Annotated in this window: 25 protein-coding genes; 11 read left to right on the top strand and 14 right to left on the bottom strand. The window is 36.0% G+C overall.

The genetic code is table 11. The features are described 5' to 3' along the window. Window positions 1-86: 86 nt before the first annotated feature. The 4 genes from nagB to CJ229_RS04270 all read right to left on the bottom strand — a co-directional run bounded on the left by nagB (window position 87) and on the right by CJ229_RS04270 (window position 3,477). A complete protein-coding gene (gene nagB, locus CJ229_RS04255; protein WP_102167676.1) occupies window positions 87-815 on the bottom strand; it encodes a glucosamine-6-phosphate deaminase in 729 nt (242 codons plus the stop codon). Window positions 816-935: 120 nt separating this feature from the next. Next, window positions 936-2,126, bottom strand: coding sequence for an NRAMP family divalent metal transporter (locus tag CJ229_RS04260; protein ID WP_102167677.1), 1,191 nt, complete (start codon window positions 2,124-2,126; stop codon window positions 936-938). A gap of 27 nt (window positions 2,127-2,153) precedes the next feature. Continuing rightward, window positions 2,154-2,573 carry a hypothetical protein gene (locus tag CJ229_RS04265; RefSeq protein ID WP_070623673.1) on the bottom strand — a complete coding sequence of 140 codons (420 nt, stop codon included), beginning with the start codon at window positions 2,571-2,573 and terminating at the stop codon, window positions 2,154-2,156. 10 nt (window positions 2,574-2,583) lie between these two features. After that, window positions 2,584-3,477 (bottom strand): YitT family protein, encoded by an 894-nt coding sequence (locus CJ229_RS04270; protein WP_102167678.1) that lies wholly within the window; start codon window positions 3,475-3,477, stop codon window positions 2,584-2,586. 114 nt (window positions 3,478-3,591) lie between these two features. Between CJ229_RS04270 and CJ229_RS04275 the strand changes: the two genes are divergently transcribed. Then, window positions 3,592-3,978, top strand: a complete 387-nt coding sequence (locus CJ229_RS04275; RefSeq protein ID WP_102167679.1) for a VOC family protein — start codon at window positions 3,592-3,594, stop codon at window positions 3,976-3,978. 570 nt (window positions 3,979-4,548) lie between these two features. Here CJ229_RS04275 and CJ229_RS04280 read toward each other — a convergent pair. Beyond that, on the bottom strand, window positions 4,549-5,340 hold the full coding sequence (locus CJ229_RS04280; protein WP_102167680.1) for a class I SAM-dependent methyltransferase: 792 nt from the start codon (window positions 5,338-5,340) through the stop codon (window positions 4,549-4,551). A gap of 105 nt (window positions 5,341-5,445) precedes the next feature. On the opposite strand from CJ229_RS04280, the gene CJ229_RS04285 reads away from it, so the two are divergent. Further along, a complete protein-coding gene (locus tag CJ229_RS04285) occupies window positions 5,446-5,625 on the top strand; it encodes a hypothetical protein (RefSeq protein WP_102167681.1) in 180 nt (59 codons plus the stop codon). A 20-nt stretch (window positions 5,626-5,645) separates the two neighbouring features. Beyond that, a complete protein-coding gene (locus CJ229_RS04290; protein ID WP_102167682.1) occupies window positions 5,646-7,127 on the top strand; it encodes an MDR family MFS transporter in 1,482 nt (493 codons plus the stop codon). A 17-nt stretch (window positions 7,128-7,144) separates the two neighbouring features. On the opposite strand, the gene pepT is transcribed toward CJ229_RS04290, so the two are convergent. Both pepT and CJ229_RS04300 read right to left on the bottom strand, forming a co-directional pair. Continuing rightward, window positions 7,145-8,362 (bottom strand): peptidase T, encoded by a 1,218-nt coding sequence (gene pepT / locus CJ229_RS04295; RefSeq protein ID WP_102167683.1) that lies wholly within the window; start codon window positions 8,360-8,362, stop codon window positions 7,145-7,147. Between the two features lie 34 nt (window positions 8,363-8,396). Then, the gene (locus CJ229_RS04300) at window positions 8,397-9,458 is read right to left on the bottom strand and encodes a D-alanine--D-alanine ligase family protein (protein ID WP_102167684.1); all 1,062 of its coding nucleotides are present in this window, start codon (window positions 9,456-9,458) and stop codon (window positions 8,397-8,399) included. Between the two features lie 127 nt (window positions 9,459-9,585). Between CJ229_RS04300 and CJ229_RS04305 the strand changes: the two genes are divergently transcribed. Next, window positions 9,586-11,301 (top strand): ABC transporter ATP-binding protein, encoded by a 1,716-nt coding sequence (locus tag CJ229_RS04305; RefSeq protein WP_102167685.1) that lies wholly within the window; start codon window positions 9,586-9,588, stop codon window positions 11,299-11,301. Window positions 11,302-11,344: 43 nt separating this feature from the next. On the opposite strand, the gene CJ229_RS04310 is transcribed toward CJ229_RS04305, so the two are convergent. Both CJ229_RS04310 and CJ229_RS04315 read right to left on the bottom strand, forming a co-directional pair. Further along, window positions 11,345-11,914 (bottom strand): nitroreductase family protein, encoded by a 570-nt coding sequence (locus CJ229_RS04310; protein ID WP_102167686.1) that lies wholly within the window; start codon window positions 11,912-11,914, stop codon window positions 11,345-11,347. Between the two features lie 12 nt (window positions 11,915-11,926). Next, window positions 11,927-12,868, bottom strand: coding sequence for an ABC transporter ATP-binding protein (locus tag CJ229_RS04315; protein ID WP_180953414.1), 942 nt, complete (start codon window positions 12,866-12,868; stop codon window positions 11,927-11,929). A gap of 110 nt (window positions 12,869-12,978) precedes the next feature. On the opposite strand from CJ229_RS04315, the gene CJ229_RS04320 reads away from it, so the two are divergent. The 3 genes from CJ229_RS04320 (at window position 12,979) to CJ229_RS04330 (ending at window position 15,821) form a co-directional block, all read left to right on the top strand. Further along, complete coding sequence (locus tag CJ229_RS04320) at window positions 12,979-13,863, top strand: fructose bisphosphate aldolase (RefSeq protein WP_068131119.1); 885 nt, start codon at window positions 12,979-12,981, stop codon at window positions 13,861-13,863. Between the two features lie 637 nt (window positions 13,864-14,500). Next, window positions 14,501-14,863, top strand: coding sequence for a hypothetical protein (locus tag CJ229_RS04325; protein ID WP_070710059.1), 363 nt, complete (start codon window positions 14,501-14,503; stop codon window positions 14,861-14,863). A 289-nt stretch (window positions 14,864-15,152) separates the two neighbouring features. Beyond that, on the top strand, window positions 15,153-15,821 hold the full coding sequence (locus tag CJ229_RS04330) for an RluA family pseudouridine synthase (RefSeq protein ID WP_102167688.1): 669 nt from the start codon (window positions 15,153-15,155) through the stop codon (window positions 15,819-15,821). Between the two features lie 11 nt (window positions 15,822-15,832). On the opposite strand, the gene CJ229_RS04335 is transcribed toward CJ229_RS04330, so the two are convergent. Then, a complete protein-coding gene (locus tag CJ229_RS04335; RefSeq protein WP_102167689.1) occupies window positions 15,833-16,684 on the bottom strand; it encodes a DUF4097 family beta strand repeat-containing protein in 852 nt (283 codons plus the stop codon). A 73-nt stretch (window positions 16,685-16,757) separates the two neighbouring features. Here CJ229_RS04335 and CJ229_RS04340 point away from each other — a divergent pair, with 73 nt between their 5' ends. The 3 genes from CJ229_RS04340 to CJ229_RS04350 all read left to right on the top strand — a co-directional run bounded on the left by CJ229_RS04340 (window position 16,758) and on the right by CJ229_RS04350 (window position 20,232). Beyond that, on the top strand, window positions 16,758-18,266 hold the full coding sequence (locus tag CJ229_RS04340; RefSeq protein WP_102167690.1) for an amidase family protein: 1,509 nt from the start codon (window positions 16,758-16,760) through the stop codon (window positions 18,264-18,266). 65 nt (window positions 18,267-18,331) lie between these two features. After that, complete coding sequence (locus CJ229_RS04345; protein ID WP_070623706.1) at window positions 18,332-18,910, top strand: xanthine phosphoribosyltransferase; 579 nt, start codon at window positions 18,332-18,334, stop codon at window positions 18,908-18,910. Next, a complete protein-coding gene (locus CJ229_RS04350) occupies window positions 18,910-20,232 on the top strand; it encodes a nucleobase:cation symporter-2 family protein (RefSeq protein WP_102167691.1) in 1,323 nt (440 codons plus the stop codon). The genes CJ229_RS04345 and CJ229_RS04350 overlap by 1 nt, the downstream gene beginning before the upstream one ends. Window positions 20,233-20,558: 326 nt before the next feature. Here CJ229_RS04350 and CJ229_RS04355 read toward each other — a convergent pair whose 3' ends face one another. Further along, entirely contained in the window at window positions 20,559-20,705 is a 147-nt protein-coding gene (locus CJ229_RS04355) for a hypothetical protein (protein WP_180953415.1), read from the bottom strand. A gap of 246 nt (window positions 20,706-20,951) precedes the next feature. Between CJ229_RS04355 and CJ229_RS04360 the strand changes: the two genes are divergently transcribed. Further along, entirely contained in the window at window positions 20,952-21,941 is a 990-nt protein-coding gene (locus tag CJ229_RS04360; RefSeq protein WP_102167692.1) for a DUF1307 domain-containing protein, read from the top strand. Between the two features lie 54 nt (window positions 21,942-21,995). On the opposite strand, the gene CJ229_RS04365 is transcribed toward CJ229_RS04360, so the two are convergent. From CJ229_RS04365 to CJ229_RS04375, 3 genes are all read right to left on the bottom strand, one after another. Then, on the bottom strand, window positions 21,996-22,163 hold the full coding sequence (locus tag CJ229_RS04365) for a hypothetical protein (protein ID WP_180953416.1): 168 nt from the start codon (window positions 22,161-22,163) through the stop codon (window positions 21,996-21,998). A gap of 69 nt (window positions 22,164-22,232) precedes the next feature. Continuing rightward, entirely contained in the window at window positions 22,233-22,718 is a 486-nt protein-coding gene (locus tag CJ229_RS04370) for a GNAT family N-acetyltransferase (protein ID WP_102167693.1), read from the bottom strand. A 92-nt stretch (window positions 22,719-22,810) separates the two neighbouring features. Beyond that, complete coding sequence (locus CJ229_RS04375) at window positions 22,811-24,262, bottom strand: phospholipase D-like domain-containing protein (protein ID WP_102167694.1); 1,452 nt, start codon at window positions 24,260-24,262, stop codon at window positions 22,811-22,813. Window positions 24,263-24,382: the final 120 nt, after the last annotated feature.

Raw genomic sequence — 24,382 nt, forward strand, 5'->3', positions numbered from 1 at the left:
TTTAGATACAAAAATCGGAGGGTAATTACCCTCCGTTAAATGATTAATTATATATTACGATTTTTAAAATAATTATTCAATAATAATTATTCGCCACGTGCTGCACTATCTGTAATTAAAATAACGTTGTCGTGGTTGTGGAGAATGGATACCGGGATGTCTTCTGTAATTTCTCCACTGATGAATAAATCACGTGCATTTTTCTTATTGTCACCAGAGATTAAAAGAATGATTGTTTTAGCTTTCATAATCGTTTGAAGCCCCATCGATACCGCTTCAGTTGGAACGTCTTCAATCGATTCAAAGAATCTTGAATTATCTTCGATCGTTTCATCTGTTAACTGTACTTTATGTGTGAGTGAATTAAAATCTGTTCCTGGTTCGTTAAACGCAATATGACCATTTCTTCCGATACCGAGTACTTGAATATCGATACCTACTTCGTCAATAAGCGCTTCATAGTCTTCCACTTCTTTTTGTAAATCTTCCGCAACACCATCTAAAATATGAACGTTTTCTTGTGGGATATCTAACTTACTAAAGAAGTGTTTTTCCATAAAATAATGATAACTTTGGTCATTTGATTCATCTAGACCGACATATTCGTCTAAGTTAAATGTTGTTAGTTCTGATAGATCTAAGTTTGCTTCGTTAATTTTTTTTGCTAACGCATCATACATACCTTCAGGCGTTGACCCTGTCGCAAGTCCTAATGAAAATTGTTTCGATTCTTTTAATGCGTCGAAAATAATTGTTGCCGCTTCGTTACTCATGTCTTCATAAGTATTTGCTTTAATTTCTTTAAAATTTGTCATTTTGTGCCTCCAATTGAAACTGAGTGTATGCAAAAAATTTACATACAATACTTAAGTGTCTTTAAAACTTTTAAGTATTTTAATATTATATTCTTTTTTAATTTCTCTGTAAAACAATAACTATAGAAGTTCGTAAATTAAAATAAACACGAGTATAAATGATACTGCTAGTGATAAGACTCCATATATAGACAACCATAGTGGATGACGATAATGTCCAACGATATCAGAGCGTCTTGAAGCATGTAATATCCCACCGAGAATAACTGGTAATATTAATCCATTTAAAATTGTTGTAATCTGAAGTAACACAACCTCTTCGCCCTTTAGTAAAAAGATGAACCAACTCGTTAAAACGAGCATGAGTAATACGACATCGATATATTTTTTAATAATATCATTAACTGATTTAATAAATGTTCCTGTCGTATACGCGACACTCACAATAGACGTTAATGATGCACATATAAATAATATCCCTAAAGCGTAGCTACCAAGACCACCAAACACTTCTGAAAAAGCACTTTCTAATAAGTTATCTTTAAATAAAATGACGTTACTTCTAGATAACCCGAGTATTGTGAAGAATAATAGTAAGCGTGTCACTGTAACGATAATCACACTATAAGCAGCAGATCGAGTGACTGCTGTTTTATACTTTTCACCGGTAATTTCAACATCAATTAAGCGATGTGCACCAGCAAAACTAATATATCCACCAATCGATAGGGCAACCATCATCGCAATTGTCGTCACAATATCGTAATCAATCATCGGTAGGACCGTTTTTGCAAGTGTGACATCATACGGTACATCTGTTGCTGTAAATGCGTACGCAAGTAGAATTATTGCGATAATAAAACTTAACATCACTCCGATAAACGTTTCTAACGTAATACGATTTCTATTTAATAAATAAAATAAAATCGCAATCATAAGCCCAATGGATGCGCCGAGTTTTATATCGACATTAAATAATAAACTAATTCCAATTCCTAAACCCGAAATATTAATGATATTAAACGCGATTCCACCAAGTAAGACAACGACAGACATAAACGTCCCAAAATTCGGGATAATTTTATTGATGACTAAATGTGCCGGCGTTTTTGCGACAGTGAGTATTCGCCATATGTTCATTTGTATGCCGAGTTCGATAATTCCAGTGATTATAATGACGAACGCAAGACGCTCATAAAATTGAATCGTTAAGTCCGCCGTTGACATTAAAAACAAAGGGCCAATTGAAGCACTGGCCATTAAAAATACCGCACTAAAGATTTTATTTCTCTCTAATCTTCTCTCGTTCATGACCTTCACCTCAATTCGCCCATTTAATTAGTACATTGGTTTTATTACGTCATTCAATTGTTTTGTAATAGAAAATTTACGTGCGCCGAATTTTAAAAGTGTTGAAACAGAATGTGTTTCTAACACTGATGAAATAACGACTTCTGAACGCGACTCCACTGGAACGATATTAATCATCGTTTTAATAATATAATCGTAACCAAAGATCGTAAATTCTAACCTTCTATTTTCGACATATTTATCAATCTTTCCTTTATAGTCAGTTCCATTATATGTGAGTACAAACGGAGTTCCTTCATCTCTCACATTTTCACTATTTGTCTCATAGAAAATACGTGATAGACCATTAATATTATTTTTAAACCACTGATCAGAATTTAAAAACTCAAACACTGTTTCTGGTAATAACTCTACTTCTTTATTATGAAAATATAATTGTAGTTCCATCATTTCCTCCTTAAATTATAAAGTTACCGAGCACGTCGTTTACATCATGGACAACGACAAACGCAGATTCATCGTGTTTTTTAATGACACGTTTTAAACGTCCGAGCTGGTTTTTATTAATAACTACGTATAATACATCTTTGTTTTCTTGTGTATAATACCCGCGACCATGCATGATTGTCACACCGCGTTTAATATCGTTCGCCACGTGTTCAGCGAGCAACTCTGGTTTTGTTGAAATAATCGTCACTGCTTTTTTCGGGTTCATACCTTCAATGATAAAGTCCATCACTTTCGTAGCGATGTATAAAGCTATGACTGTCAGTAATACACGTTCTAACGGTACGACTGTTAAACCGATCGTCACAATGATTAAATCAAAGAATAGTAATGCATATGACACGTTAACATCTAAGTATTTGTTTGCAATACGCGCTAAAATTGTCGTTCCAGCAGTCGTCGAACCGACTCTAAATATTAAACCTATTCCCATACCGATTAAAATACCACCAAACACCATGTTTACGATGATATTCTCAAAATTGATTTGCCAATCTTCAGTTATCCATAACATGATTGACGTCATCGGTATTGTAAATATTGTATAATACATTGCTCTACGAGATAAAAACTTAAAGCCGATAGCTAATATCACAACGTTAATGAGTAAGTTCGTAAGGGCAGTAGACCAACCAAATGCATAGTAAAGTATGATTGATATACCGATAACCCCACCTTCAGCAAGGTGACCACCGATCATGAATGTATTAATCCCAATCGCAAAGACAAAAGAGCCGACGATGATAACAAACGCATTGATTAGCGTTTGAACAGTCCAATTTTTATTAAACGAAAGTTTTCGCTTATTAAAGTTTTCAACTTTTTTTCTGTTTTTTGCTATCATTTAATCGACTCCTTTTATTTTATATAACACTTTAATTTTATAAGATTTAATACGTTTATTCAATGACAGAACAGGATTAGATTCAATCAATCAACAATAGAAAGGATGAAATGAATGAAATCAATGACTCCGTTTTTAATGTTTGAAGGTCGAGCAGAAGAAGCAATTCAGTTTTATCAATCAGTTTTTAAAGATGTAGAGGTCGTTTTCATTAATTATTTTGAAAGTGGAGAAACGAAAGGCAAAGTGATGCAAAGCTTGATTACAATAAATGGTAATCCAGTCATTTTAAACGATGCGAATGTATCCGAAGCATCAAAATTTACACCGAGAATGAGTTTCTTTATTGAGTGTGACTCTATGGACGAATTAATTACGATTTATGACAAAATAAAGTCAAAAGGGTCTATATTAATGCCGTTAGAAGATTATGGCTTTAGCAGACAGTTTGCATGGGTCACAGATCCATTTGGTGTATCTTGGCAGATAAATTTAGTATAAAACAAAAAACCGAAGTCTTAGACTTCGGTTTTAATCTATTTACGTTCATAAAAATACGAATTAACCAAGTAATTTTGAGAAAATATTTGTAGATTTACGACTATTTCTTCTTTGTTTAATTGTTTTGTTGTTCAGAGCTTCTGCTTTAAACTCCTTGATACGTTGTTCAACTGGAATAATTTGAGTGCTATACAATGTTTTTTCCTCCTGTAATTTTTAATTTATTTCATGTGCTTGTTTTCTTTACTATGTACAGTATAGGCTTTATATCAACGTTTATCAAGGTTTTTGATTGTCATTTTTTAAAGTTTATATATTGATAATATTCAGTTATTTTAATATTGTTTATTTAATTTTGAAATATTTTTTCTAATCACTTGAGATTCAACTTGTTTTATACATACAAATGAATAAACATACGAATGATAACGATTTACAGTCTATTTTATAAGTTTTTTGATAATTAACACACATAAAAATTACAATTTACACTGAAATTTTAGTGTAAATTGTATTCGTTTTCCTAATTTTTGCATAAAAAATGAATGTGCTTTCACACATTCATTTCTTTTAGTTTTTATTTTTATTTTTAAATATCGCTGTACTGACGACGTGTGGTACTTCGTAAATATCTCCTTCAACGGACTTTTTTAACGTATCATTAATTTCTTTTAGTACAGACTCTTTACGGTGATCACTAAATCTTGAAAGCCATGATGACGTTCCAATACGTTTCAACCATTCTTCGTCCGTGAATTTTATTTTATAATCCTTTTTGAAAAGATTTGTTAAGTCGAATTTATGGTAATTAAAGTCACTGAACCATTCTACTGGGAAACTGTTAATCATTTGTATTGAATATTTCTTTGACCCTGCAGGTTCTAATTGATTATATTTTGCATTTGCACGAATGATTTTCATCGTTTCTTTCATCATCGAGTTATTTACTCTAAACCCTAAATCTGAAATAATCATCAAGCCGTTTGGTTTTAAAAGTCGCTTTACCTCTCTAACCGCTTCATTTGAATCAAAATACTGCCATGCACGTAATGCAAAAATAATGTCATAATCGTTTTCTCTTAAATGCGTGTTTTCTGCAAATCCGTCATGGAATTTAACGTTGTCACCACGCGTATAATCGATTCCCATTTTTCTAAATATTTCACTCGGCTCTAATGCGTCTACTGTCGCACCTTCGTCAGACAGCATTTTAGATAAAAATCCAGGGCCTGCACCGAGGTCTAAAATTTTCTTACCTTTAAAATCTATACCGAGTTGTTTTATGCCATCTAATAATTCCTTTGGTATGTCGTTACGACTTTTAAAGTATTCTTCTTCAAACGTTTTTAGTTTATAATCCATTTTTTATCCGCCCTTTTCTATCAAACTATTTAATTGTATTCTATACGTAAATAACTGTATGATAAATAAATAATTGTTTTTTAATTAATATGGAGTGAATATTTTATGTCTAAGCCATTACTCGCAATTACACTCATAGCGTTGATGATTTTAATATTCTACTGGGGAGTGACATTTGTCGTACCGAGTTTCGGTTTCCCAAGAATCGTTGCATTATCTATTATATTAGGAAGTGTGGCAGGTTTCTACATATATACTATTATTGATAATAATTATCTCGATTAAAAATATATGGAGGGGAAATTATGACACAAACGAACGAAAAGCCAGATTATCGTTTAATTATCATTTTAATTAGTGGTGCGTTTATCGCATTTTTATCAAATACATTTTTAAACGTCGCATTACCATCGATTAAAAATGACTTTGGCATTTCAACGAGTAGCGTTCAGTGGGTATCGACGTCTTATATGCTCGTTGCTGGAATCATCATTCCGATGACAGCTTACTTTATGAACCGCTTTAGCGCGAAGAAAATATTTTTAAGTTCAATGGGATTATTTTTAATCGGGACTTCACTTGCAGGATTTTCAGTGACATTTCCGATGCTCATCGCAGGACGTATGATCCAAGCGACAGGTTCTTCAATACTCATGCCGCTTCTAATGAATACTTTAATTAGAAGTTACCCACCTGAAAAACGTGGAACAGCTATGGGGATGTTCAGTTTAGTCATGTTCTTCGCCCCTGCAATTGGTCCGACGCTATCAGGTGTCATCATTCAACGTTATGACTGGCATGTTTTATTTTTAATGATGATACCGATCTTAATCTTACTTTTAATTTCTGGTTATGTTTTACTACCTAACGTTTTACTAAATAAAAAAGCTGTCATGGACGTTCCATCCGTTATTATGTCAACGATAGGATTCGGTGCATTATTATATGGACTTGTATCTGCTGGAGACCATAAATTACTTTCTATTCAAACATTTGGTCCAATTATCATTGGTGTTGTTGTCATTTACTTTTACGTGATGCGACAAATGAAATTAGACGTTCCGATGTTAAACTTTAGAGTATATAAATATCGTATGTATTTACTCGGAACGATCATTAGTGCTGCAACGAATATGGGACTATTTGCAGGTATGATTTTAGTCCCAATCTTTTTACAAGATATACAACATCGTTCGCCACTTGAAACAGGGTTACTCATGTTACCCGGTGCGTTAATTTTAGGACTTCTGTCCCCTGTATCTGGTAAATTATTTGATATGTATGGCCCTAAAGGAATGGCAATTATCGGTCTTACACTTGCGACTGTAACAACAGCGTTTTTAGGTCGACTTACAATAGATACTAGTTTTTCATACATTTTAACGATTTACGTCATTCGTGCGTTTGGTATGACTCTCGTTAACACACCAGTTATGACAAATGGTATGAACGACTTGCCACGTGATTTAACCCCAGATGGATCTTCTCTAAACTCTATGCAAAACCAAGTATCTGGAGCTGTTGGTATCGCCTTACTTATTTCCATCATGCAAGGATACGTTAATTTTAATTTAAATAAACTAGACGTTGTGACACCTGAAATTGAAAACCAAATTACAATTGAGGGCATTAACTTAGCATTTAACGTCGGTGCTGTATTTATGGGAATAGGGCTCATCACTGCGTTTTTCTTAAAACGTGTGACGAGTGAAGATATGATGAAAAACGCAACGTACGCTGCACGTCCTGTTGACGATGGACGAAAAAAAATCCGTAAAGAAGATTAATCTTCTTTACGGATTTTTTATTTTTGGGCGATACGTTTAACAATTTCTATAATCGTTTCTGTCGCTTTTTCTAAATCATTGACTGACGTAAACTCGTATCTACCATGCATGTTTTCAGTTCCTGTGAAGATGTTTGGTGTTGGAAGTCCCATAAAAGATAGCTGAGAACCGTCTGTTCCGCCACGTACTGGTTGAATGACAGGCGAGATACCGAGTGATTTCATTGCTTCTTGAGCAATTTCTACGATATAAAACTTAGGCTCAATTTTCTCTTTCATATTGTAATATTGATCTTCTAGTTCTAATCTTACGTTTTGTGAGCCGTACGTATCTTGATATTTCTCTACAATTTTCTTCATCGTTTCTTTTCGATTTTCAAAATTATCTCTATCAAAGTCACGAATAATATACTCTAATTCAGTTTCGTCTGTTGAACCGTTAATTGTGAGTAAATGGAAAAATCCTTCATACCCTTCACTACATTCTGGAGTATCTTCAGGGTCGAACTCTAAAGCAAATTTAGAAGCGATTGTTAAACTATTGATCATTTTATCTTTCGCAGTACCTGGGTGAATGTTTTTACCTTTAATAATTACTTTCGCACCTGCAGCGTTAAAGCTTTCGTATTGAAGTTCACCAACTGGCCCACCGTCAATTGTATATGCAAAGTCTGCATTAAATTTCTCGACGTCAAACTTATGAGGTCCACGACCTATTTCTTCATCTGGCGTAAACGCGATACGGATATCACCGTGCTCGATATCGCTATTTAAAATCGCTTCAGCGGCAGTGACGATTGCAGTAATACCTGCTTTGTCGTCTCCTCCTAAAAGTGTTGTACCGTCTGTTGTAATAAGTGTATGACCAACATAATTGTTTAAGTTCGGAAACTCTTTTACAGTCATGACGATATCTTGTGATCTATTTAAAATGATGTCGCCACCTTTATACTGAACGACTTGTGGGTTAACGTTTGTTCCTGTAAAGTCTGTCGCTGTATCAACGTGTGCTAAAAAACCAACTGTTTCAGCATCGACATTACCAGGTATTGTTGCAAATAAATACCCATTATCGTCGAGAGTAATATCAGATAAACCAATTTCTTCTAACTCTTCTTTTAACATATGTAAAAGATCCCACTGCTTACTCGTAGAAGGCGTCGTTTTACTTGAAGCGTCGGACTGAGTGTCTACTTTTGCATATCTAATGAGTCTTTCTGTAAGTTGTTCTTTCATAGTAATCTCCCTTATCCATGTAATTTATCGAAAATTAAAATCCAGAATCACGTGTTAACTTATTTTTTTCGTTATATCTTTCAATACTTAAACCGATTAATCGGTCGAGTAATTCACTATACGGTATACCGCTTTGTTCCATTAGTTTTGGATACATTGAAATCGATGTAAATCCAGGTAACGTGTTGACTTCGTTTACAATCACTTCTCCATCTTCAGTTAAAAATACGTCTACACGTGCATATCCTAAAGAGTCTAAAGTGCGGTAAGTATTTTCTGCGACTTCTTGAATTTTTTTCGTTTCGTCCTCTGTCAGTTTAGCAGGAATGATTAGCGTCGCACCGTCATCTGTTAAGTATTTTGATTCGTAGTCATAAAAATCAACGTTTGAAACAATTTCACCTGGAATCGATACTATTAACTCGTCATTCCCGAGTACAGACACTTCGATTTCACGACCGATGATCGCTGTTTCAATGAGTACTTTATCGTCAAATTTAAATGCGTCGTTTAAAGCATGATTAAATTCGTCTTCATTCTCTACTTTACTCACACCGACTGAAGAACCTTGGTTCGCAGGTTTTATAAACATCGGTAAACCGAGTGCTTCCTCAATTAAGTTAAAATCGACGACATCCTTTTCATAAGAATGAACGACGATTCCGTTTGCCACTTGAATATGATGGTAATCGAGTAACCTTTTTGTCACGTCTTTGTCCATAGCGACTGCGCTACCTTTCGTATCACAGCCGACATAAGCGACGTTCGCACATTCAAGTAATCCTTGAACGTTGCCATCTTCACCATATGTACCATGCAGTACTGAGAAGATTGAATCGAGTTGAATTTCACCAGATTCCGTCTCAAATTGATTACCCGGAATCACTTTCATCGTTTCTTTTTCGTCGACTAATGTTAAGTCGATTTCTGTTAAATCTGTTGTAGTGACCCACTCGCCGGTTTTTAGTACGTGTATTAAACGAACGTTATATTTATTTTTATCGAGTGCATCTAAAACACTCTTCGCTGAGCGAAGTGATACTTCATACTCCGTTGATTTTCCACCGTATATTAACCCAATGTTTAATTTATTCATATGATTCGTCCTTTTTTATAAATTCGTTTTTATTTTATCATATTCATTATTTATAAATCATTCTTTTTAAGTGTCGTAATTTTATTATGTTATAATTTTGATAATCTTATTTAAGGGCTGGTGCTATATGAAGCGATTCTTTTCATATTATAAACCGTACAAGACGCTGTTTATGATTGATTTTTCATCAGCAGTGTTTGTCGGATTATTAGAGTTACTTTTCCCACTCATCGTCAGTGGTTTTATAGATAATTTACTGCCGACAGGTAACTTTAAAATTATATTACTCGCAACAGTTGGATTACTCGCTGTATACATACTCAATACGTTTTTACAGTATGTCGTGACGTATTACGGACATCTACTCGGTACAAATATTGAACGAGATATCCGTAACGACTTATATAGTCACATTCAATATTTATCGTACCGATATTTTGACAATACAAAAACAGGTAAGTTGTTAACACGTTTAACAAACGACCTCATGAATATCGGTGAGATGGCACACCACGGGCCAGAAGACTTATTTATTGCCGTGATGACACTACTCGGTGCATTTGGAATTATGTTCTGGATTAACCCTGAACTTGCTGTCATTTCATTTGTGATCGTACCGCTGATTTTAATCATCGCTATTTATTTCAACAAAAAGATGACAGTTGCGTTTAGAGAATTATTCGGACGTGTCTCTGAATTCAACCATTTAATTGAAGATAAAATCGGTGGAATTCGCCTCGTTCAAGCATTCGCTCGTGAGGAAGATGAAATTAAAGCATTTAAAGCAATTAACTCACGCTTTAGAGCGACAAAACTTAAAGCATATAAAATCATGGCGTTAAACAACTCAATTTCATATATGCTCATGCGTTTTGTGACAGTATTCATCTTAATTGCGGGTGCGTACTTCGTATTAAACGATAAAATCTCTTACGGGGATTTCGCTGCGTTTATTTTAATTTCAAATATATTATTTAAACCACTCGAAAAAATTAACGCCGTCATCGAATTATATCCAAATGGTATTGCTGGATTTAAACACTTTACTGAGACGATGGCCGTCGAATCAGAAATTAAAGAAGTTGAAAATCCAATAGCGATTGAAAATCCTAAAGGCGAAATCGTCTACCAAAACGTCTCATTCTCATATGAGGATAAAAAAATCTTAAACGACTTATCGTTTAACGTAACTCCTGGAGAAACTGTCGCACTTGTCGGGCCAAGTGGTGCGGGTAAGACGACGATCACGAGTTTACTTCCGAGATTTTATGAAGTATCTGACGGTGCAATTACGATAGACGGCACGAACATTAAGGAATACTCATTAAAATCACTTAGAGAAAATATCGGTATCGTTCAACAAGATGTATTTCTATTCTCAGGAACGTTAAGAGAAAACGTCGCATATGGTAAACCTGATGCGACCGATGAAGAAATATACGATGCGCTTGAAAAAGCACAGTTAAAAGATCTTGTCGATAGTTATGTTAAAGGCTTAGACACAGTCGTCGGTGAACGCGGCGTGAAATTATCTGGTGGTCAAAAACAAAGAATTTCGATTGCACGTATGTTCTTAAAAAATCCACCGATTCTAATACTAGACGAAGCGACAAGTGCATTAGATACTGAAACAGAGCGAGAAATACAATCCGCGTTAAACCGACTCGCAGTCGGTCGTACGACACTTGTTATCGCTCATCGACTTGCGACAATTAAAAACGCAGATCGTATTTTAGTTGTGACACCAAACGGTATTGAAGAATCCGGATCACACGAAGAATTACTAGAAAATAGCGAAGGTCTTTACCGAGCGTTACACGATGCACAATTTGCAGCATTATAAACACAAAATAACCATCCTTTTTAATATAAAAGGATAGTTATTTTTATAGCCAAATTGTTTTTTCTTGTTTATCAGTACGTTTTCTAAGAAGTTCTTTTGCGTTGTCGTTTTCTCCAAAGAAAATTGCCCCTACAACTTCTTCGTCTTCTTCAATGCCTAGTGCTGATTTTACTTCTGTAGCATTATAAACTGGGCCAGTCTTCCAAATAGAATCGATACCCATACTTGTCGCTTGAATAAGCATATTTTGAATTGCTGCACCGACTGCTAAAATATCTTCTTCGTATTTACCGCGTGTCTTATTTTTATTTTTACTATAGACCGCTAAGATAACAGTTGGAGCAACCATCGTTTTACTGATCATTTTAACTTTCATACGCTCAAATTCTTCTTCACTAATGTCACGGTTTTTTTGGAATTCCATCGCCGCATCATAAAACTGCTGCATATTTTCTCCTTGCATAACAAAGAACTTCCAAGGTTCAGTAATGTGATGGTTCGGCGCTTGGATTGCCGCTTCTATAATCGTTTCAACCGCTTCTTTAGAAATCGGTTCTGTCTTCTTAAATATCTTCGTACTTTTTCTATTTAAAATTGGTTCAATTACGCTCATTGGCCATTCTCCTTATTGAAATTCGTGTAGTGATTTAAATTGTATTTGAATATCGTCGTGAACACTTACGTTCTCGTCTCTCGTTAGTAATACCATCGGTTGGTCCCGATATGTAAATGAAACAAACGCGTCCCCTCCGACGATTTCAACATCGTCGACGGTTACTGGAATTCCATCGTCAACGATTTTAATATCTTCTCGTCTAACAGCGAATAATTTACCGTCGCCTGTAAAAACGTTCATCGGGTACGTTCCGAAAAACTGCGCGACGAACGGATTATTTGGATGATGATACACTTTAGAAACGTCACTAAATTGCTCGACTTCACCGTCTTTTAAAACGAGTATTTTATCGCCTAATTTCATCGCCTCGTTATGATCATGCGTGATATATATAATCGTCTTCTCTTCTTCAGTTTTAATGCGTAAAATTAAGTCAGTAATTTCGCGTTTTAAACTCGTGTCAAGGCTAGCGAGTGGTTCATCCATTAATATAATATCTGCATTTGTCGCGAGACTTCTAGCGAGCGCGACACGCTGGCGTTCACCGCCTGACAATTCGTTCGGAAGTTTTTCTAAATGTCGTTTAATACCAAGTTCAGTCGCAATCGTTTCAACGTGAGTTCTGAGCACCTCTTTACTCATACTTTTCTTTATACTAAACTCGATATTTTGTTTCACTGTTAAATGCGGGTACAGTGCAAGGTTTTGAAACACAAATGTTAAATTACGGTCCTTCGGTTTAGCATCGGTCATTCTTTGACCATCGATATACACTTCACCATGTGACGGTTCAAGGAGTCCAGCAATTATGCGTAAAATTGTACTTTTGCCTGATCCTGACGGACCGACAATTGCCAAACATTCTCCTTCTTTTATATTTATATTTACGTTTCGTAATGCACTCATATCTCCGAAATGCTTACTCACTTGAGTTAGTTGTACTTTATCCATAATTATATTATACATAAATTGCTTACATATTGAACTAAATCGAGAAATCTAGCATAATATAGATGATGAGCGATTATGCTTAATATTATTTTAGGAGTGGGAATTCATACATGTCACATTTAGACAAAGTTAAAAACGGTAATGGATTTATTGCAGCGTTAGACCAAAGTGGAGGTTCAACACCTAAAGCTTTACGTTTATACGGTATCGCTGAAGATAGCTACGATACTGAAGAGGAAATGTTCGATCTTGTACACCAAATGCGTACACGTATCGTTACGTCACCAGCATTTACTAGCGACAAAATCTTAGGTGCAATTCTTTTCGAACAAACGATGGAAAGTAAAGTTGACGGTAAATACACTGCGGAATACTTAAGAGACAAAGGTATCGCGCCATTCTTAAAAGTAGATAAAGGACTTGCTGATGAAGAAAACGGCGTTCAATTAATGAAACCAATGCCTGAACTTGATGAGTTATTAGACCGTGCAAACGAACACGGCATCTTCGGTACAAAAATGCGTTCAGTAATCCACGAAGCAAACGAAGGTCCGATTAAAGAAGTTGTAGAGCAACAATTCGAAATCGGTAAGAAAATCTTAGCTAAAGGGTTAGTACCGATCATCGAGCCTGAAGTTGACATCAACTCTAAAGACAAAGAAAAAATCGAGGACATTTTAAAAGTAGCGATTTTAGAAGAGCTAGATAAGTTAGAAGAAGGACAAGACGTCATGCTTAAACTGACAATTCCTTCGGTAAGAAATAACTTCAAAGAATTAGTCGACCACAAACGCGTCATTCGTGTCGTTGCATTATCAGGTGGATATAGCCGTGCAACAGCAAACGAACTATTAAAAGAAAACGAAGGAATCATCGCGAGTTTCTCACGCGGGTTAACAGAAGGATTATCAGTCGATCAAACTGATGAAGAATTCAACAACCTACTCGCTGATTCAGTAGAAAAAATCTACGACGCTTCAGTTAACAAGAAATAATTAAAGATGATAAAACCGAAATTCTAATCGAATTTCGGTTTTTTCTATTTTTCAGGGTGTTTCATCGGTTCGATTGGTTAGATTTAGCTGCGTGGTGAGTTGGTATGGTGGAATCGTCGGTGAAAGTTGAATCTCGACGATGATTCTGGCGAATCGTCGGTGAATTCGATTCCCCACCGACGCTAACAGGACTTTCGTCGGCGAAATTTCTATTCGCCGACGGGAATCATCGAATCGTCGGTGAAATTCGCGATTTCTCATTTTTCGCCGACGATACTGCATTTTGCGTCGGTGTACCAAAAACTCGCCGACGATAACCCTCACAGCGACGGTGAGTTTTTCATCTCGCCGACGATTCGAGAAAAAGTAGATAAAGAACTCATACACCTCTCCTAAAAATTATTTAAAAAGTTTATAAAATCAAATATATGTGTTTTTAGAAAATATTTTTAACGAATTTTATTTATTAAACTTATTATAATTTAATTTTATATTTCATAATACCTTTATATTTCTTAATAATATTCAAAATTAAATATTATGTTTAAAATTAAAATTTAAGGGTATTTAAGTAATATTGAATGGAGGTGATAATAATGTTTACTAAAAAATTTGTTCATCATTTGCAATTGTTATTATGTTAACTACATCGTTTACACTTAACAATTCTTTTGTATCCGCTTCCTCTAATTATGAAAAAAATTATGATGAAATGCATTATAATACCAACAGTGAAGTGGAGCAAAATTCTGCATCTGCTATAGCTATTTTTGTCGGTGGTGTGTTAGTAGGTTATTTAGTTGATGGTGTTATAGAATATACTACTGGACACAATGCATCATATTGGGTTGCAAATGGATTAGAGTGGGTAGAAAAAGCTCTTGTTGGTACCACTTATCCACCTGGCTACTATATCATCGTTACAAAAGAAGGTAATATGAGCGTCTGTGATTCATCAGGTAACTGTCAAATTAATGCAAATAATTTAAGTAAATTATGAGGAGTTGATTTATAATGAAAAACTCGAAGTACCTCGGTATATTCTTACTCGGTTTTCTCGTTGCATTTATTTTAATTTACTTGTTTGGAAACCCTTTAACTTAGAATAGGAGTTTATGATTGAATTCACGAAAGTTTTTTATCAAACTAAAAGTCCTTCGCACTACATAACTATTTAGAGATAGTCTCAAAATATTATGACTTGTGAAGGACTTTTTATATTTCATTCGTCTTATACTAATTATTGTGATACCGTTGAATTGAATTACTATTACAAAGAAGGTTAAACTATGACTTTAGAAATATTATACGAAGACAATCATGTCATTGCTGTGACGAAGCCGAATAATATACCGGTTCAGGCGGATGATTCGAATGATAAAGACATGCTGACGATCGTAAAAGAATATATTAAAGAAAAATACAATAAACCGGGCAATGTCTTTTTAGGTCTTGTCCATCGTCTCGACCGTCCAGTTGGTGGTGCGATTGTGTTTGCGAAAACGTCTAAAGGTGCGAGTCGCCTTTCAAATGAAATTCGTAAACAGACGTTCGAGCGCAAATACTTAACGGTCATTGAAGGCCATCTAAATAATAGCGGTACGCTAGAAGATTATTTAGTTAAAAACCGTAAGACGAACACGTCTTATGTTACGAGTAAAGATACAAAGGACGCAAAGCGCGCGGTGCTTGATTATAAAACTATCGGTGTAGATGAAGCACTCAGCCTACTCGAAGTTAAACTTCATACCGGTCGTTCACATCAAATACGCGTTCAACTTTCAAATCAAAACACTCCGATTTTCGGCGATCAGCGCTATAACAAGCTTAGTAAAGTCGGCGAACAAATCGCTTTATGGAGTTCTGAAATCAAATTTAAACATCCAACTAAAGATGAAATCATCACTGTAACTAGACAACCGCCAAACCGCTATCCTTGGAATAGATTCACGAATTAAGTCTATTTGACTTAATTCGTGTCTATCATTAACGTACCGTAACTGACGACGAGCTTCACTTTATACTCCCCGTCTCCGAGGACCTCTCCATCTAGCGTATCGTCGTAACCTTCAATATCGAGTAATCCAAATTGCTCTTTTAACGTTAACTCGTTATTTTTAAACATCTCTTTTAACGTAACCATCGCGTTACCTGTCGCAACTTTCCCGTCGATATGTTGATCCGGATTGACATTATTTAAAACGAGCTTCCCAGTACTGACGTTAAATTTTAAATGGTTCGTATCGACGTCATCAATTCGCATCTCTCCCGTTTGGAGATAACACGTGAGCGTATCCGCTTCTACTCTCTTCACTAATACTTGCCCGACGTCATTTTTAAATTGTATATCTTTCGCTTTTATACTGTCCGCATGAATTGAACTGTAATGCTGCGTCATTTCAAGTCGCTCAATTTCTTTATCTGGTAAATAGATGTCTAATCGCGTGTTTTTATTTGCATGAGACAGCTTTAAATTCAGATGAAAAACCCCGTCTTTAATTTCATATTGAACGTTTTCCAAGTCGATATCTTTCGTTACGTTAAAATGCAAATCTTCATCGTCTGATTCATACATATAAACTGGGACAAACGTCGTCTCAAAACTAAAGTGCGTAATATCTTCATCAATCGTTAAATCTTTTTTACTATATAAATACTTTTCAGCAAGTGCTTCCGGGGCACCTAATTCTTTTATTAGTGCGTCATCATCCTCACTGTCTCGAAAGCGATTCAATAACGATTCGATTATTTTATCTTGTCGTTTAGTTGAGAGGGATTGTAAATGATACTTCACAGTCCCTAAATACTCATAACGGTCCATTTCGTGGCACCTTCCTTTTTAAAACTAATTTTCTTATATATACTAATCTGTAAAGACGTAAAGGAGAATTCTCATGACATTATTTCATCACGATTCATTATACTATAGCGAAAAAGTAAAACAAAAAGAAGTCAGTGTGACAGAGCTCGTCGAGCGTGCGTTACATAATATCGAGCATTACGACGACATGAACGCTGTCATTCATATACAAAAAGATAGAGCACTCCGTACCGCACGAGAAATGGACAAAGTGTTAAGTACTTTATCTTCAGAAGAAATAAAAGCATTGCCTCCATTTTACGGAGTGCCAATTGTCGTTAAAGACCTCGGGCAAGAAGAAGCTGGATTACCGGCGACGAATGGTTCCTATTTATTTAAAGACTACATCGCAAAAACTTCGAGCAACTTTGTAACTCGACTCATTGAAAACGGATTTGTCATCGTCGGACGAACAAACGTCCCAGAATTCGGGTTTAAGATGGTCACTGATTCGGATCTTTTAGGAAATTCTTACGCACCATTTGGTCGACCACTCTCTTCAGGTGGATCTAGTGGTGGCGCGGCAGCTGCGTTAAAAGCTGGACTCGTCCCTGCTGCTTCAGGGAGTGACGGTGGAGGTTCGATTCGTATTCCAGCAAGCTTTAACGGTTTAATCGGACTAAAACCGACAAGAGGACGCGTCACAAGCGGTCCGGGAAGTTATAGACAATGGCAAGGTGCGTCCATTGATTTCTTTTTAACAAAATCAGTGAGAGAAACGTACGAACTTCTAAAGATGATGGACGTCCAGCCACCTGCAGCGCCGTATATCGCTCCACCACTTACGTTCTGTGAACTTACACCACCTAAGAAACGCTTAAAAATTGCGTATAGTGCGGAATCTCCCATTGGTTCAGAAGTAAACGATGAAGCTGTTAAAAGCTTAAAATATACAGTCGAAGTGCTTGAATCACTCGGTCACGAAGTTGTCGAAGATACTGTTTCAATCGACGGGCAAAAAGCAATTCATTCATACTTCACTATGAACATGGTAGAAACTGCTGCGATGTTTAAATCTATGGAGCAAAGTTTAGGCCGTGAGATTACAAAAGACGATGTCGAACTTATCTCATACGGTATGTACTATGCAGGCTTAAAAGTACCTGGATGGATGTACACACAGTCACTTAGCTACTGGGATACGTTAAGTGAACAGTATCACCAATTTTTAGACGATAACGGCTATGACTTTTACTTAACACCAACAATGAATGGTCCGACAAAAGATATCGATCAGTTCAAACCGTCAGATGAGGCTTTTGAAAAGCTTAATAATATAGAAAATTTATCAGACGATGAAGTATCCCATATTTTTGAAGACGTCTTTAAAACGAGCAGCGCTTATAGCCCGTACACATGGACGCTCAACTTAACCGGTCAACCCGCAATTAGTCTTCCGCTATATAATACAGACGAAGGCTTACCTGTCGGAAGCATGTTTATCGCACGTAAAGGTGAAGAAGATAAATTACTACAACTCGCTTTAGAAATTGAGAACGCCGGACGCTTAGACGCGAAAGTTTTTCATCCGAAGAAGCGTTAACGATATTGTTATAAAGGGAAGAGTTTGATATTATTTATACACTAATAAATTGAATGGAGATTACTATGGACCTTTTAAAACAGCGCATATTAAATGACGGTGAAGCATTAAACGAAAATGTACTGAAAGTTGATTCATTTTTAAATCACCAAATCGATCCTCTACTAATGAAAGAAGTGGGACAAGAGTTTATTCACCGATTTGAAGACGTCGAGTTCAATAAAGTGTTAACACTCGAATCTTCAGGGATCGCACCATCTGTGATGGTCGGTTTACTTTTAGATATCCCAGTTGTTTTCGGACGAAAAAGACAATCGTTAACGTTAAGCGATGACTTATACACGTCACAAGTGTTTTCATATACAAAGCAAGAGACGAACACGATCGCAGTAGCGAAAAAGTTTTTAAGTAAAGATGATAAAGTACTCATCATCGATGACTTCTTAGCAAACGGTGAAGCGGCGGGCGCTCTTATTGACGTCGTTGAACAATCCGGTGCAGAAATTGTCGGTGTTGGAATCGTCATAGAAAAGGCATTCCAAAGTGGCGGTAAAATTTTACGCGATAAAGGATACCGCGTAGAGTCACTTGCACGCATCGAGTCGATGTACGATAAACAAGTCAAATTCGTAGGTGACAATTAATGGAGCAAAGACAGCATCTTAAAGATGCTTCACTCGGACTGCAGCACGTACTTGCGATGTACGCAGGTGCCGTGATCGTGCCGTTAATCGTTGGTTCCTCGATTGGCCTAACGACTGCACAACTGACGTATTTAATCTCAATTGATATTATGATGTGCGGTGTCGCTACTATTTTACAAGTATGGAAAAACAAATTTATGGGAATTGGACTCCCAGTCGTACTAGGATGTGCATTTACCGCCGTCGGACCGATCATCAACATTGCAAATACATATAGTATCCAAAGTGTGTACGGGGCAATTTTATCCGCAGGGTTATTCGTCGTTATCGTCGCAAGATACTTTAGTAAACTGATAAAATTCTTCCCTCCAGTTGTAACAGGAACGGTCGTCACAATTATCGGTTTAACACTCATTCCAGTTGCTTTAAATAACTTCGCTGGAGGCCAAGGTGCAGAAGATTTCGCATCGATTGAAAATGTCTCGCTCGGATTTATAACGTTACTTATTATACTCGTCGTTTTAAAATTTGCACGCGGATTTTTCGCATCCATCGCGATATTAATTGGAATCATCGTCGGGACGATTATTGCAGCCTTTTTCGGACAAGTCGATTTATCTCCAGTAAAAGAGGCATCATGGTTACACTTACCGGTCGTCTTTTACTTCGGAACGCCAGAATTCCACTTAGTACCGATACTGACGCTTATATTAGTTGCGATGGTGAGTTTAGTAGAATCTACAGGAGTCTATTTCGCGCTCGGAGATATTACTGATAAAGAAATTCGTGAAGCAGATTTAAAACGAGGATACCGTGCAGAAGGTTTTGCGATTATGCTCGGAGGATTATTTAACTCCCTACCATATACGACATTCAGTCAAAACGTCGGACTCATTCAACTGTCTGGTGTACGTAAATTAAAAATTATTTACATCGCTGGAGTTATGCTAATGATTCTCGGTCTAATGCCAAAAATTGGAGCAGCGACACTCGCGATACCAGAATCCGTCTTAGGCGGTGCAATGATTGCGATGTTCGGGATGGTCAGTGCATACGGAATCAAAATGCTTAGCACAGTAAACTTTGAAAAACAAAACAACTTAATGGTCGTCGCGATCTCACTCGCACTCGGACTTGGAGTTACTGCGGTACCAGACGTCTTCAGTAGTCTCCCGTCAAGCATTTCAGTCATCACAGAAAGCGGAATTGTAATGGGTAGTTTATCGGCCATCATTTTAAATATCGTATTAAACTTTAACTTACAACCAAGCGATGAAATAAAAGATCAAATATATGAAGCGGCAGAAGATGACGCAAAATAATAATACGCGCACTCGTGGAAGTGCGCGTATTTTTGTGGTTTTGGTTGGATTTTGGTGAGGATTTCTTGGATTTTTGGAATCGTCGGTGAATCTCGAATCCCACCGACGCAGACAGCACTATCGTCGGCGAAATTTCTATACGCCGACGGTAATCACCGAATCGTCGGTGAATTTCGCGATTTTCCGTTTTTCACCGACGATTCATCATTTTGCGTCGGTGTACCAAAAACTCGCCGACGATAACCTCCATAGCGACGGGGAGTTTTTCATCTCGCCGACGATTCGTCCGAACCACCCCTAAAAAGATGAAAAACCACTCTAAAACTCTATTTTCTATAGTACTCCTTATGAAGTGCTTTTACTCTATCTTCAAATTCTTTAACTGAACCAAACGGTTGGTCTCCTTTATTTAACGCCTCTTCTGCAAGACTAACAGCGAGTTCAAGATATTCTTTTTCTTTATTTGTCAGCATAATTACACTCCTAATCCTTTCTATACTTACTTTCTATTCTAGTCTGAAACAGATTATAAATCACTGAATTCAGTCAGGCATAAGTCCAACCTCGCGTATTATTTTATAATTTTAAGTTTAAAATATCTCAATTAGGTAATTTTAAGAATAAGGAACACTGCCGTAACGGTTTTTGATTAAGTTCCTTAAATGGGACCCGTTAGTAATTTTACTTTAATTACTACATATTTGAGAGGAGAAATTTAAATGAAAAAGTTTTGGATGGTCCTGCTGGCCCTATCTTTTATAACGCTCGTTGCTTGTTCTTCTAATGAAGATAAAGACACGAATACTAGTAATGAGTCAGCGGACGAAAAGACAGAGGAAGTTGAGAAAGAAGAATCGACAGACACTGAGGGCGAAGAGAATAGTGAGTCATCTAAGAAACCTGAATATGATGAGGCGAAAGCTACGACTAACATCATGAAAAAAGAAGCAGACGGCTTACTTAGTACAATCGAAATGAAACATGCAGATGACGTATTACTGGAACAAAACCAGGTCACTGAGGGCGAATACAGCACACTTGGTGTGAAAGACAAAAAAGAGGCACAAGAAAAGATTAAAGAATTCGGTGATGAAGAAAAATATAAAGACCAAGAAGGTGTCGAATACTCAGTAGAATTTAATGATGATACTTTCATCGAAACATTCAAGGTCGACTACACAGTCGCAGATCTCAGTGTAGTGTCATCACTACCTGACTCTGGTACAGAATCACAGTTTGTAAGCTATGAATTAAGTGTAGATAACTTTAAAAAACAAGGATATTATCTTGAAGGTGAAGAATCGACTGAAGTATTCCTTCTTGAACAAGAAGGCTATATTTATGAAGTATCTGTTTTACAAGACGGAAACAACAAAATTTTAAAACAGACAACTTATAACGAACAGTCATATGAATCGCTTGGCTTAGCAGATAAAAAAGCTGCAGAAGAACAATTTAAAGATATCGCCAAAAATTATGAAGAGTTAAACAAACTTGACGGTGTGAATTTTGATATGAAATTCGAAGATGATAAATTCACTGTAGAAGGCGTCATGGATTATGAAAAAGTTAAAGATCTAGATAAAGTTCTTCAGTTAATGGGTATTGAGCAAGTAGATGAAAGTGCAAAAGAAGAAGCACGAAACTACACAGAAATCGCGATGGCTCTTCTAGGAAATGGATTAGAACATGTAGAAACAAAGAAATAACATAAAAGCACGCAAGCTGAAAAATCCTTCAGCGCGTGCTTTTTAATTTGAAAACTAATCCTTCTTATACGCAATCATCCCAGCACTTACAAAAAATAAAATCCCTGGTATGATGTAAAATAAAAATAAAAATCCACCCAATTTTTCTGGAATTGTTGCCGCCAGCAGCATCATGACGAAGCTAATGAATAAAAATATAAATATCGTATTTCTAATTTTCATATACTTACCCCCATAAATTTTAAAATTTTTATAGTGAATCATCAAAAGCATTTCATGAAATATTTATTATTAAACATTTGATAAAGACATTTCTAATGTTTTCAAGACATGTCCATCAAATTCATCATCATATTCATCTACAATTTTAAATCCTAGTTTCTTATAAAAATTAACCGCATTGATATTATCTTTTTCAACTTCTAGAAAGATTTTTTCAAAATTTTTGATTGGCTCAATACTATGAGCTATCAGCCGACTACCGGTTCTTTTTCCTTGGTAATCTGGTAATATGTATATTGCTGATAAATCATATGTGTTTGGTTGTTCCGTTTCTTTGAAATTTATAAAACCAATGATTTTTTCATCATGTTCTGCCACGAATATAATTTGATCAAGTCGTTTTTTCAACATCTCATCACTATATGCAACCTTTAGAAAGCTGTTTTGTACATCTTCTGGAATTATACCTTGATATGTAGCATTCCAACTCTTTTTAGCAACATATTGAACGTCTGGAATATCAGCCTCTAACATTTTTCGAATGATTAAATCCATAACTACATCACCTTTTTATCTGTTTTACAGAATATCTATAATTTCCTTAATTAAAAATTCAATTTATATGAAAACCAAGACAAATGTCTTCGTTAAAATGTAGAGAGACCGAGTCCTTCTTGAATTCTATATAAAATTCTTTTCATTATATTATCTTCAGATTCTTTCTCATAATCGAGTGTGTAAACACCATCTTTATTATTCCAAAGTCTATCGTAATAGTCGTTCATAGAAATCATTTCTTCGCTTTCTGATTTTGCCTTAACAACGAGATCTGTCTCTAAATTTAAGTCTTTCAGGTTACGTCTTGTGAAGTTAGATGAACCGAGGATTAAAGTTGAATCTTCACCATTATCATGCATCATAAACTTTGCATGATACTGCTCGCCATGAGATTTATACCAACGAATTTCTGGAGGGTTTTTATAATTCATTAACTCACTCGCAACCGGCTTGTTTGGAATACCATTCTTCTCATTACCAAAAGCATCTTGGTTAATGTCCAAAATAATTTGCACTTTTACGTCGCGATCTAACGCCTTCTTCAGTGCTTTAATTAAACCGCGATCTGAAAGATAAAACACACCGATTTTAAGAGAGTCCCCCGCTTCAGCTTGATTGACTGTATCTATTAGCGCTTCTCTAATCTTACCTTCAGTGACGAGAGAAATTTCGTATTCCCCCGTGTTTTTATCAGTTTCAACTTCGTAATTCTTAATTTTAAATGTATCATATCCTGAAAAATCTAAAACAGCTGTTTCACTTTTTAATAGGTCGTTCAAAGTATCTCCAGAAAACTTCACAGCGATATTTGAATGTAAGCTCGAACCATCATGCGGATTTAGTGACGCAATGACGGCCTCTTTTTCATTCATGATTGTCTTGCGGTGATTGGCTTTGAAGTTTAAGAGTCTTAAATAACTCCCAATACCCACTTTGTCATCCATCGGACGAAGTGCGTTTGGTAAAATTTTCAGACCACCTGGTTTTATCCAAGTAAAAAACGTCCTATAATAACCACCGTATAGATAGTTAGAATCTCTTAATTTAGACAGGTCCGTTTCGACAACATCAATTCCAGCATCACGTAATTTTTTGTATACATGCGTATCATATGTACCATAAAAAGAGTTGATGGGATCTGTGATGACGGTAATTGGAATATCAGAATCTTTCTTCTTCTGAACTAAACGCTCAGCAAAATCCTCTGATAAGGTAGGAAACTCCAATGTGTCGTGATTATAGTCATCATTAAATAAAAACATGTCTAAAACGATAAAATCCTCAGCATTATCAATCACTTCGTACATTGTATCAACGATTTCCTGTTCATGATGGACAGCACTGTTTTTATCCTCATAAGTCACATCATAAAGAATATCCAAATCATCTGTTTTAACAAAATCAGACTGCGTAGAAATCCCGTCAGGGAGGGGCTTAACGAGCGAATAGACGCCAACGAAAAGCGGGATAGCAACGAGTATCGCCACCACACCAACAGTCAACCCGACAAATCTTCGCCTACGATAATTCTTTTTTGTCATAAGAACACCTCACGATACCTATTTTATTATTATACAGGAAATGAATGAATTTACTTTTAGAAAGGTGTAAACAGATTGTAAATTATCGTTCAACAAATTTGTATTGATTTAAGAAATATT

The organism is Nosocomiicoccus massiliensis (genome assembly GCF_002871345.2).
Classification (GTDB): Bacteria; Bacillota; Bacilli; order Staphylococcales; family Salinicoccaceae; genus Nosocomiicoccus; species Nosocomiicoccus ampullae_A.

Excerpts from the sequence above, each read along its gene's own strand:
- CJ229_RS04345 (WP_070623706.1), top strand. The coding sequence starts at position 18,332 with ATGGACCTTTTAAAACAGCGCATATTAAATGACGGTGAAGCATTAAAC.
- CJ229_RS04265 (WP_070623673.1), bottom strand. The coding sequence starts at position 2,573 with ATGGAACTACAATTATATTTTCATAATAAAGAAGTAGAGTTATTACCA.
- CJ229_RS04370 (WP_102167693.1), bottom strand. The coding sequence starts at position 22,718 with ATGGATTTAATCATTCGAAAAATGTTAGAGGCTGATATTCCAGACGTT.
- CJ229_RS04365 (WP_180953416.1), bottom strand. The coding sequence starts at position 22,163 with ATGAAAATTAGAAATACGATATTTATATTTTTATTCATTAGCTTCGTC.
- CJ229_RS04330 (WP_102167688.1), top strand. The coding sequence starts at position 15,153 with ATGACTTTAGAAATATTATACGAAGACAATCATGTCATTGCTGTGACG.
- CJ229_RS04355 (WP_180953415.1), bottom strand. The coding sequence starts at position 20,705 with ATGCTGACAAATAAAGAAAAAGAATATCTTGAACTCGCTGTTAGTCTT.
- CJ229_RS04340 (WP_102167690.1), top strand. The coding sequence starts at position 16,758 with ATGACATTATTTCATCACGATTCATTATACTATAGCGAAAAAGTAAAA.
- CJ229_RS04335 (WP_102167689.1), bottom strand. The coding sequence starts at position 16,684 with ATGGACCGTTATGAGTATTTAGGGACTGTGAAGTATCATTTACAATCC.
- CJ229_RS04360 (WP_102167692.1), top strand. The coding sequence starts at position 20,952 with ATGAAAAAGTTTTGGATGGTCCTGCTGGCCCTATCTTTTATAACGCTC.
- CJ229_RS04325 (WP_070710059.1), top strand. The coding sequence starts at position 14,501 with ATGTTAACTACATCGTTTACACTTAACAATTCTTTTGTATCCGCTTCC.
- nagB (WP_102167676.1), bottom strand. The coding sequence starts at position 815 with ATGACAAATTTTAAAGAAATTAAAGCAAATACTTATGAAGACATGAGT.
- CJ229_RS04260 (WP_102167677.1), bottom strand. The coding sequence starts at position 2,126 with ATGAACGAGAGAAGATTAGAGAGAAATAAAATCTTTAGTGCGGTATTT.
- CJ229_RS04270 (WP_102167678.1), bottom strand. The coding sequence starts at position 3,477 with ATGATAGCAAAAAACAGAAAAAAAGTTGAAAACTTTAATAAGCGAAAA.
- CJ229_RS04315 (WP_180953414.1), bottom strand. The coding sequence starts at position 12,868 with ATGGATAAAGTACAACTAACTCAAGTGAGTAAGCATTTCGGAGATATG.
- CJ229_RS04375 (WP_102167694.1), bottom strand. The coding sequence starts at position 24,262 with ATGACAAAAAAGAATTATCGTAGGCGAAGATTTGTCGGGTTGACTGTT.
- CJ229_RS04280 (WP_102167680.1), bottom strand. The coding sequence starts at position 5,340 with ATGGATTATAAACTAAAAACGTTTGAAGAAGAATACTTTAAAAGTCGT.
- CJ229_RS04290 (WP_102167682.1), top strand. The coding sequence starts at position 5,646 with ATGACACAAACGAACGAAAAGCCAGATTATCGTTTAATTATCATTTTA.
- CJ229_RS04350 (WP_102167691.1), top strand. The coding sequence starts at position 18,910 with ATGGAGCAAAGACAGCATCTTAAAGATGCTTCACTCGGACTGCAGCAC.
- CJ229_RS04300 (WP_102167684.1), bottom strand. The coding sequence starts at position 9,458 with ATGAATAAATTAAACATTGGGTTAATATACGGTGGAAAATCAACGGAG.
- CJ229_RS04275 (WP_102167679.1), top strand. The coding sequence starts at position 3,592 with ATGAAATCAATGACTCCGTTTTTAATGTTTGAAGGTCGAGCAGAAGAA.
- pepT (WP_102167683.1), bottom strand. The coding sequence starts at position 8,362 with ATGAAAGAACAACTTACAGAAAGACTCATTAGATATGCAAAAGTAGAC.
- CJ229_RS04305 (WP_102167685.1), top strand. The coding sequence starts at position 9,586 with ATGAAGCGATTCTTTTCATATTATAAACCGTACAAGACGCTGTTTATG.
- CJ229_RS04285 (WP_102167681.1), top strand. The coding sequence starts at position 5,446 with ATGTCTAAGCCATTACTCGCAATTACACTCATAGCGTTGATGATTTTA.
- CJ229_RS04310 (WP_102167686.1), bottom strand. The coding sequence starts at position 11,914 with ATGAGCGTAATTGAACCAATTTTAAATAGAAAAAGTACGAAGATATTT.
- CJ229_RS04320 (WP_068131119.1), top strand. The coding sequence starts at position 12,979 with ATGTCACATTTAGACAAAGTTAAAAACGGTAATGGATTTATTGCAGCG.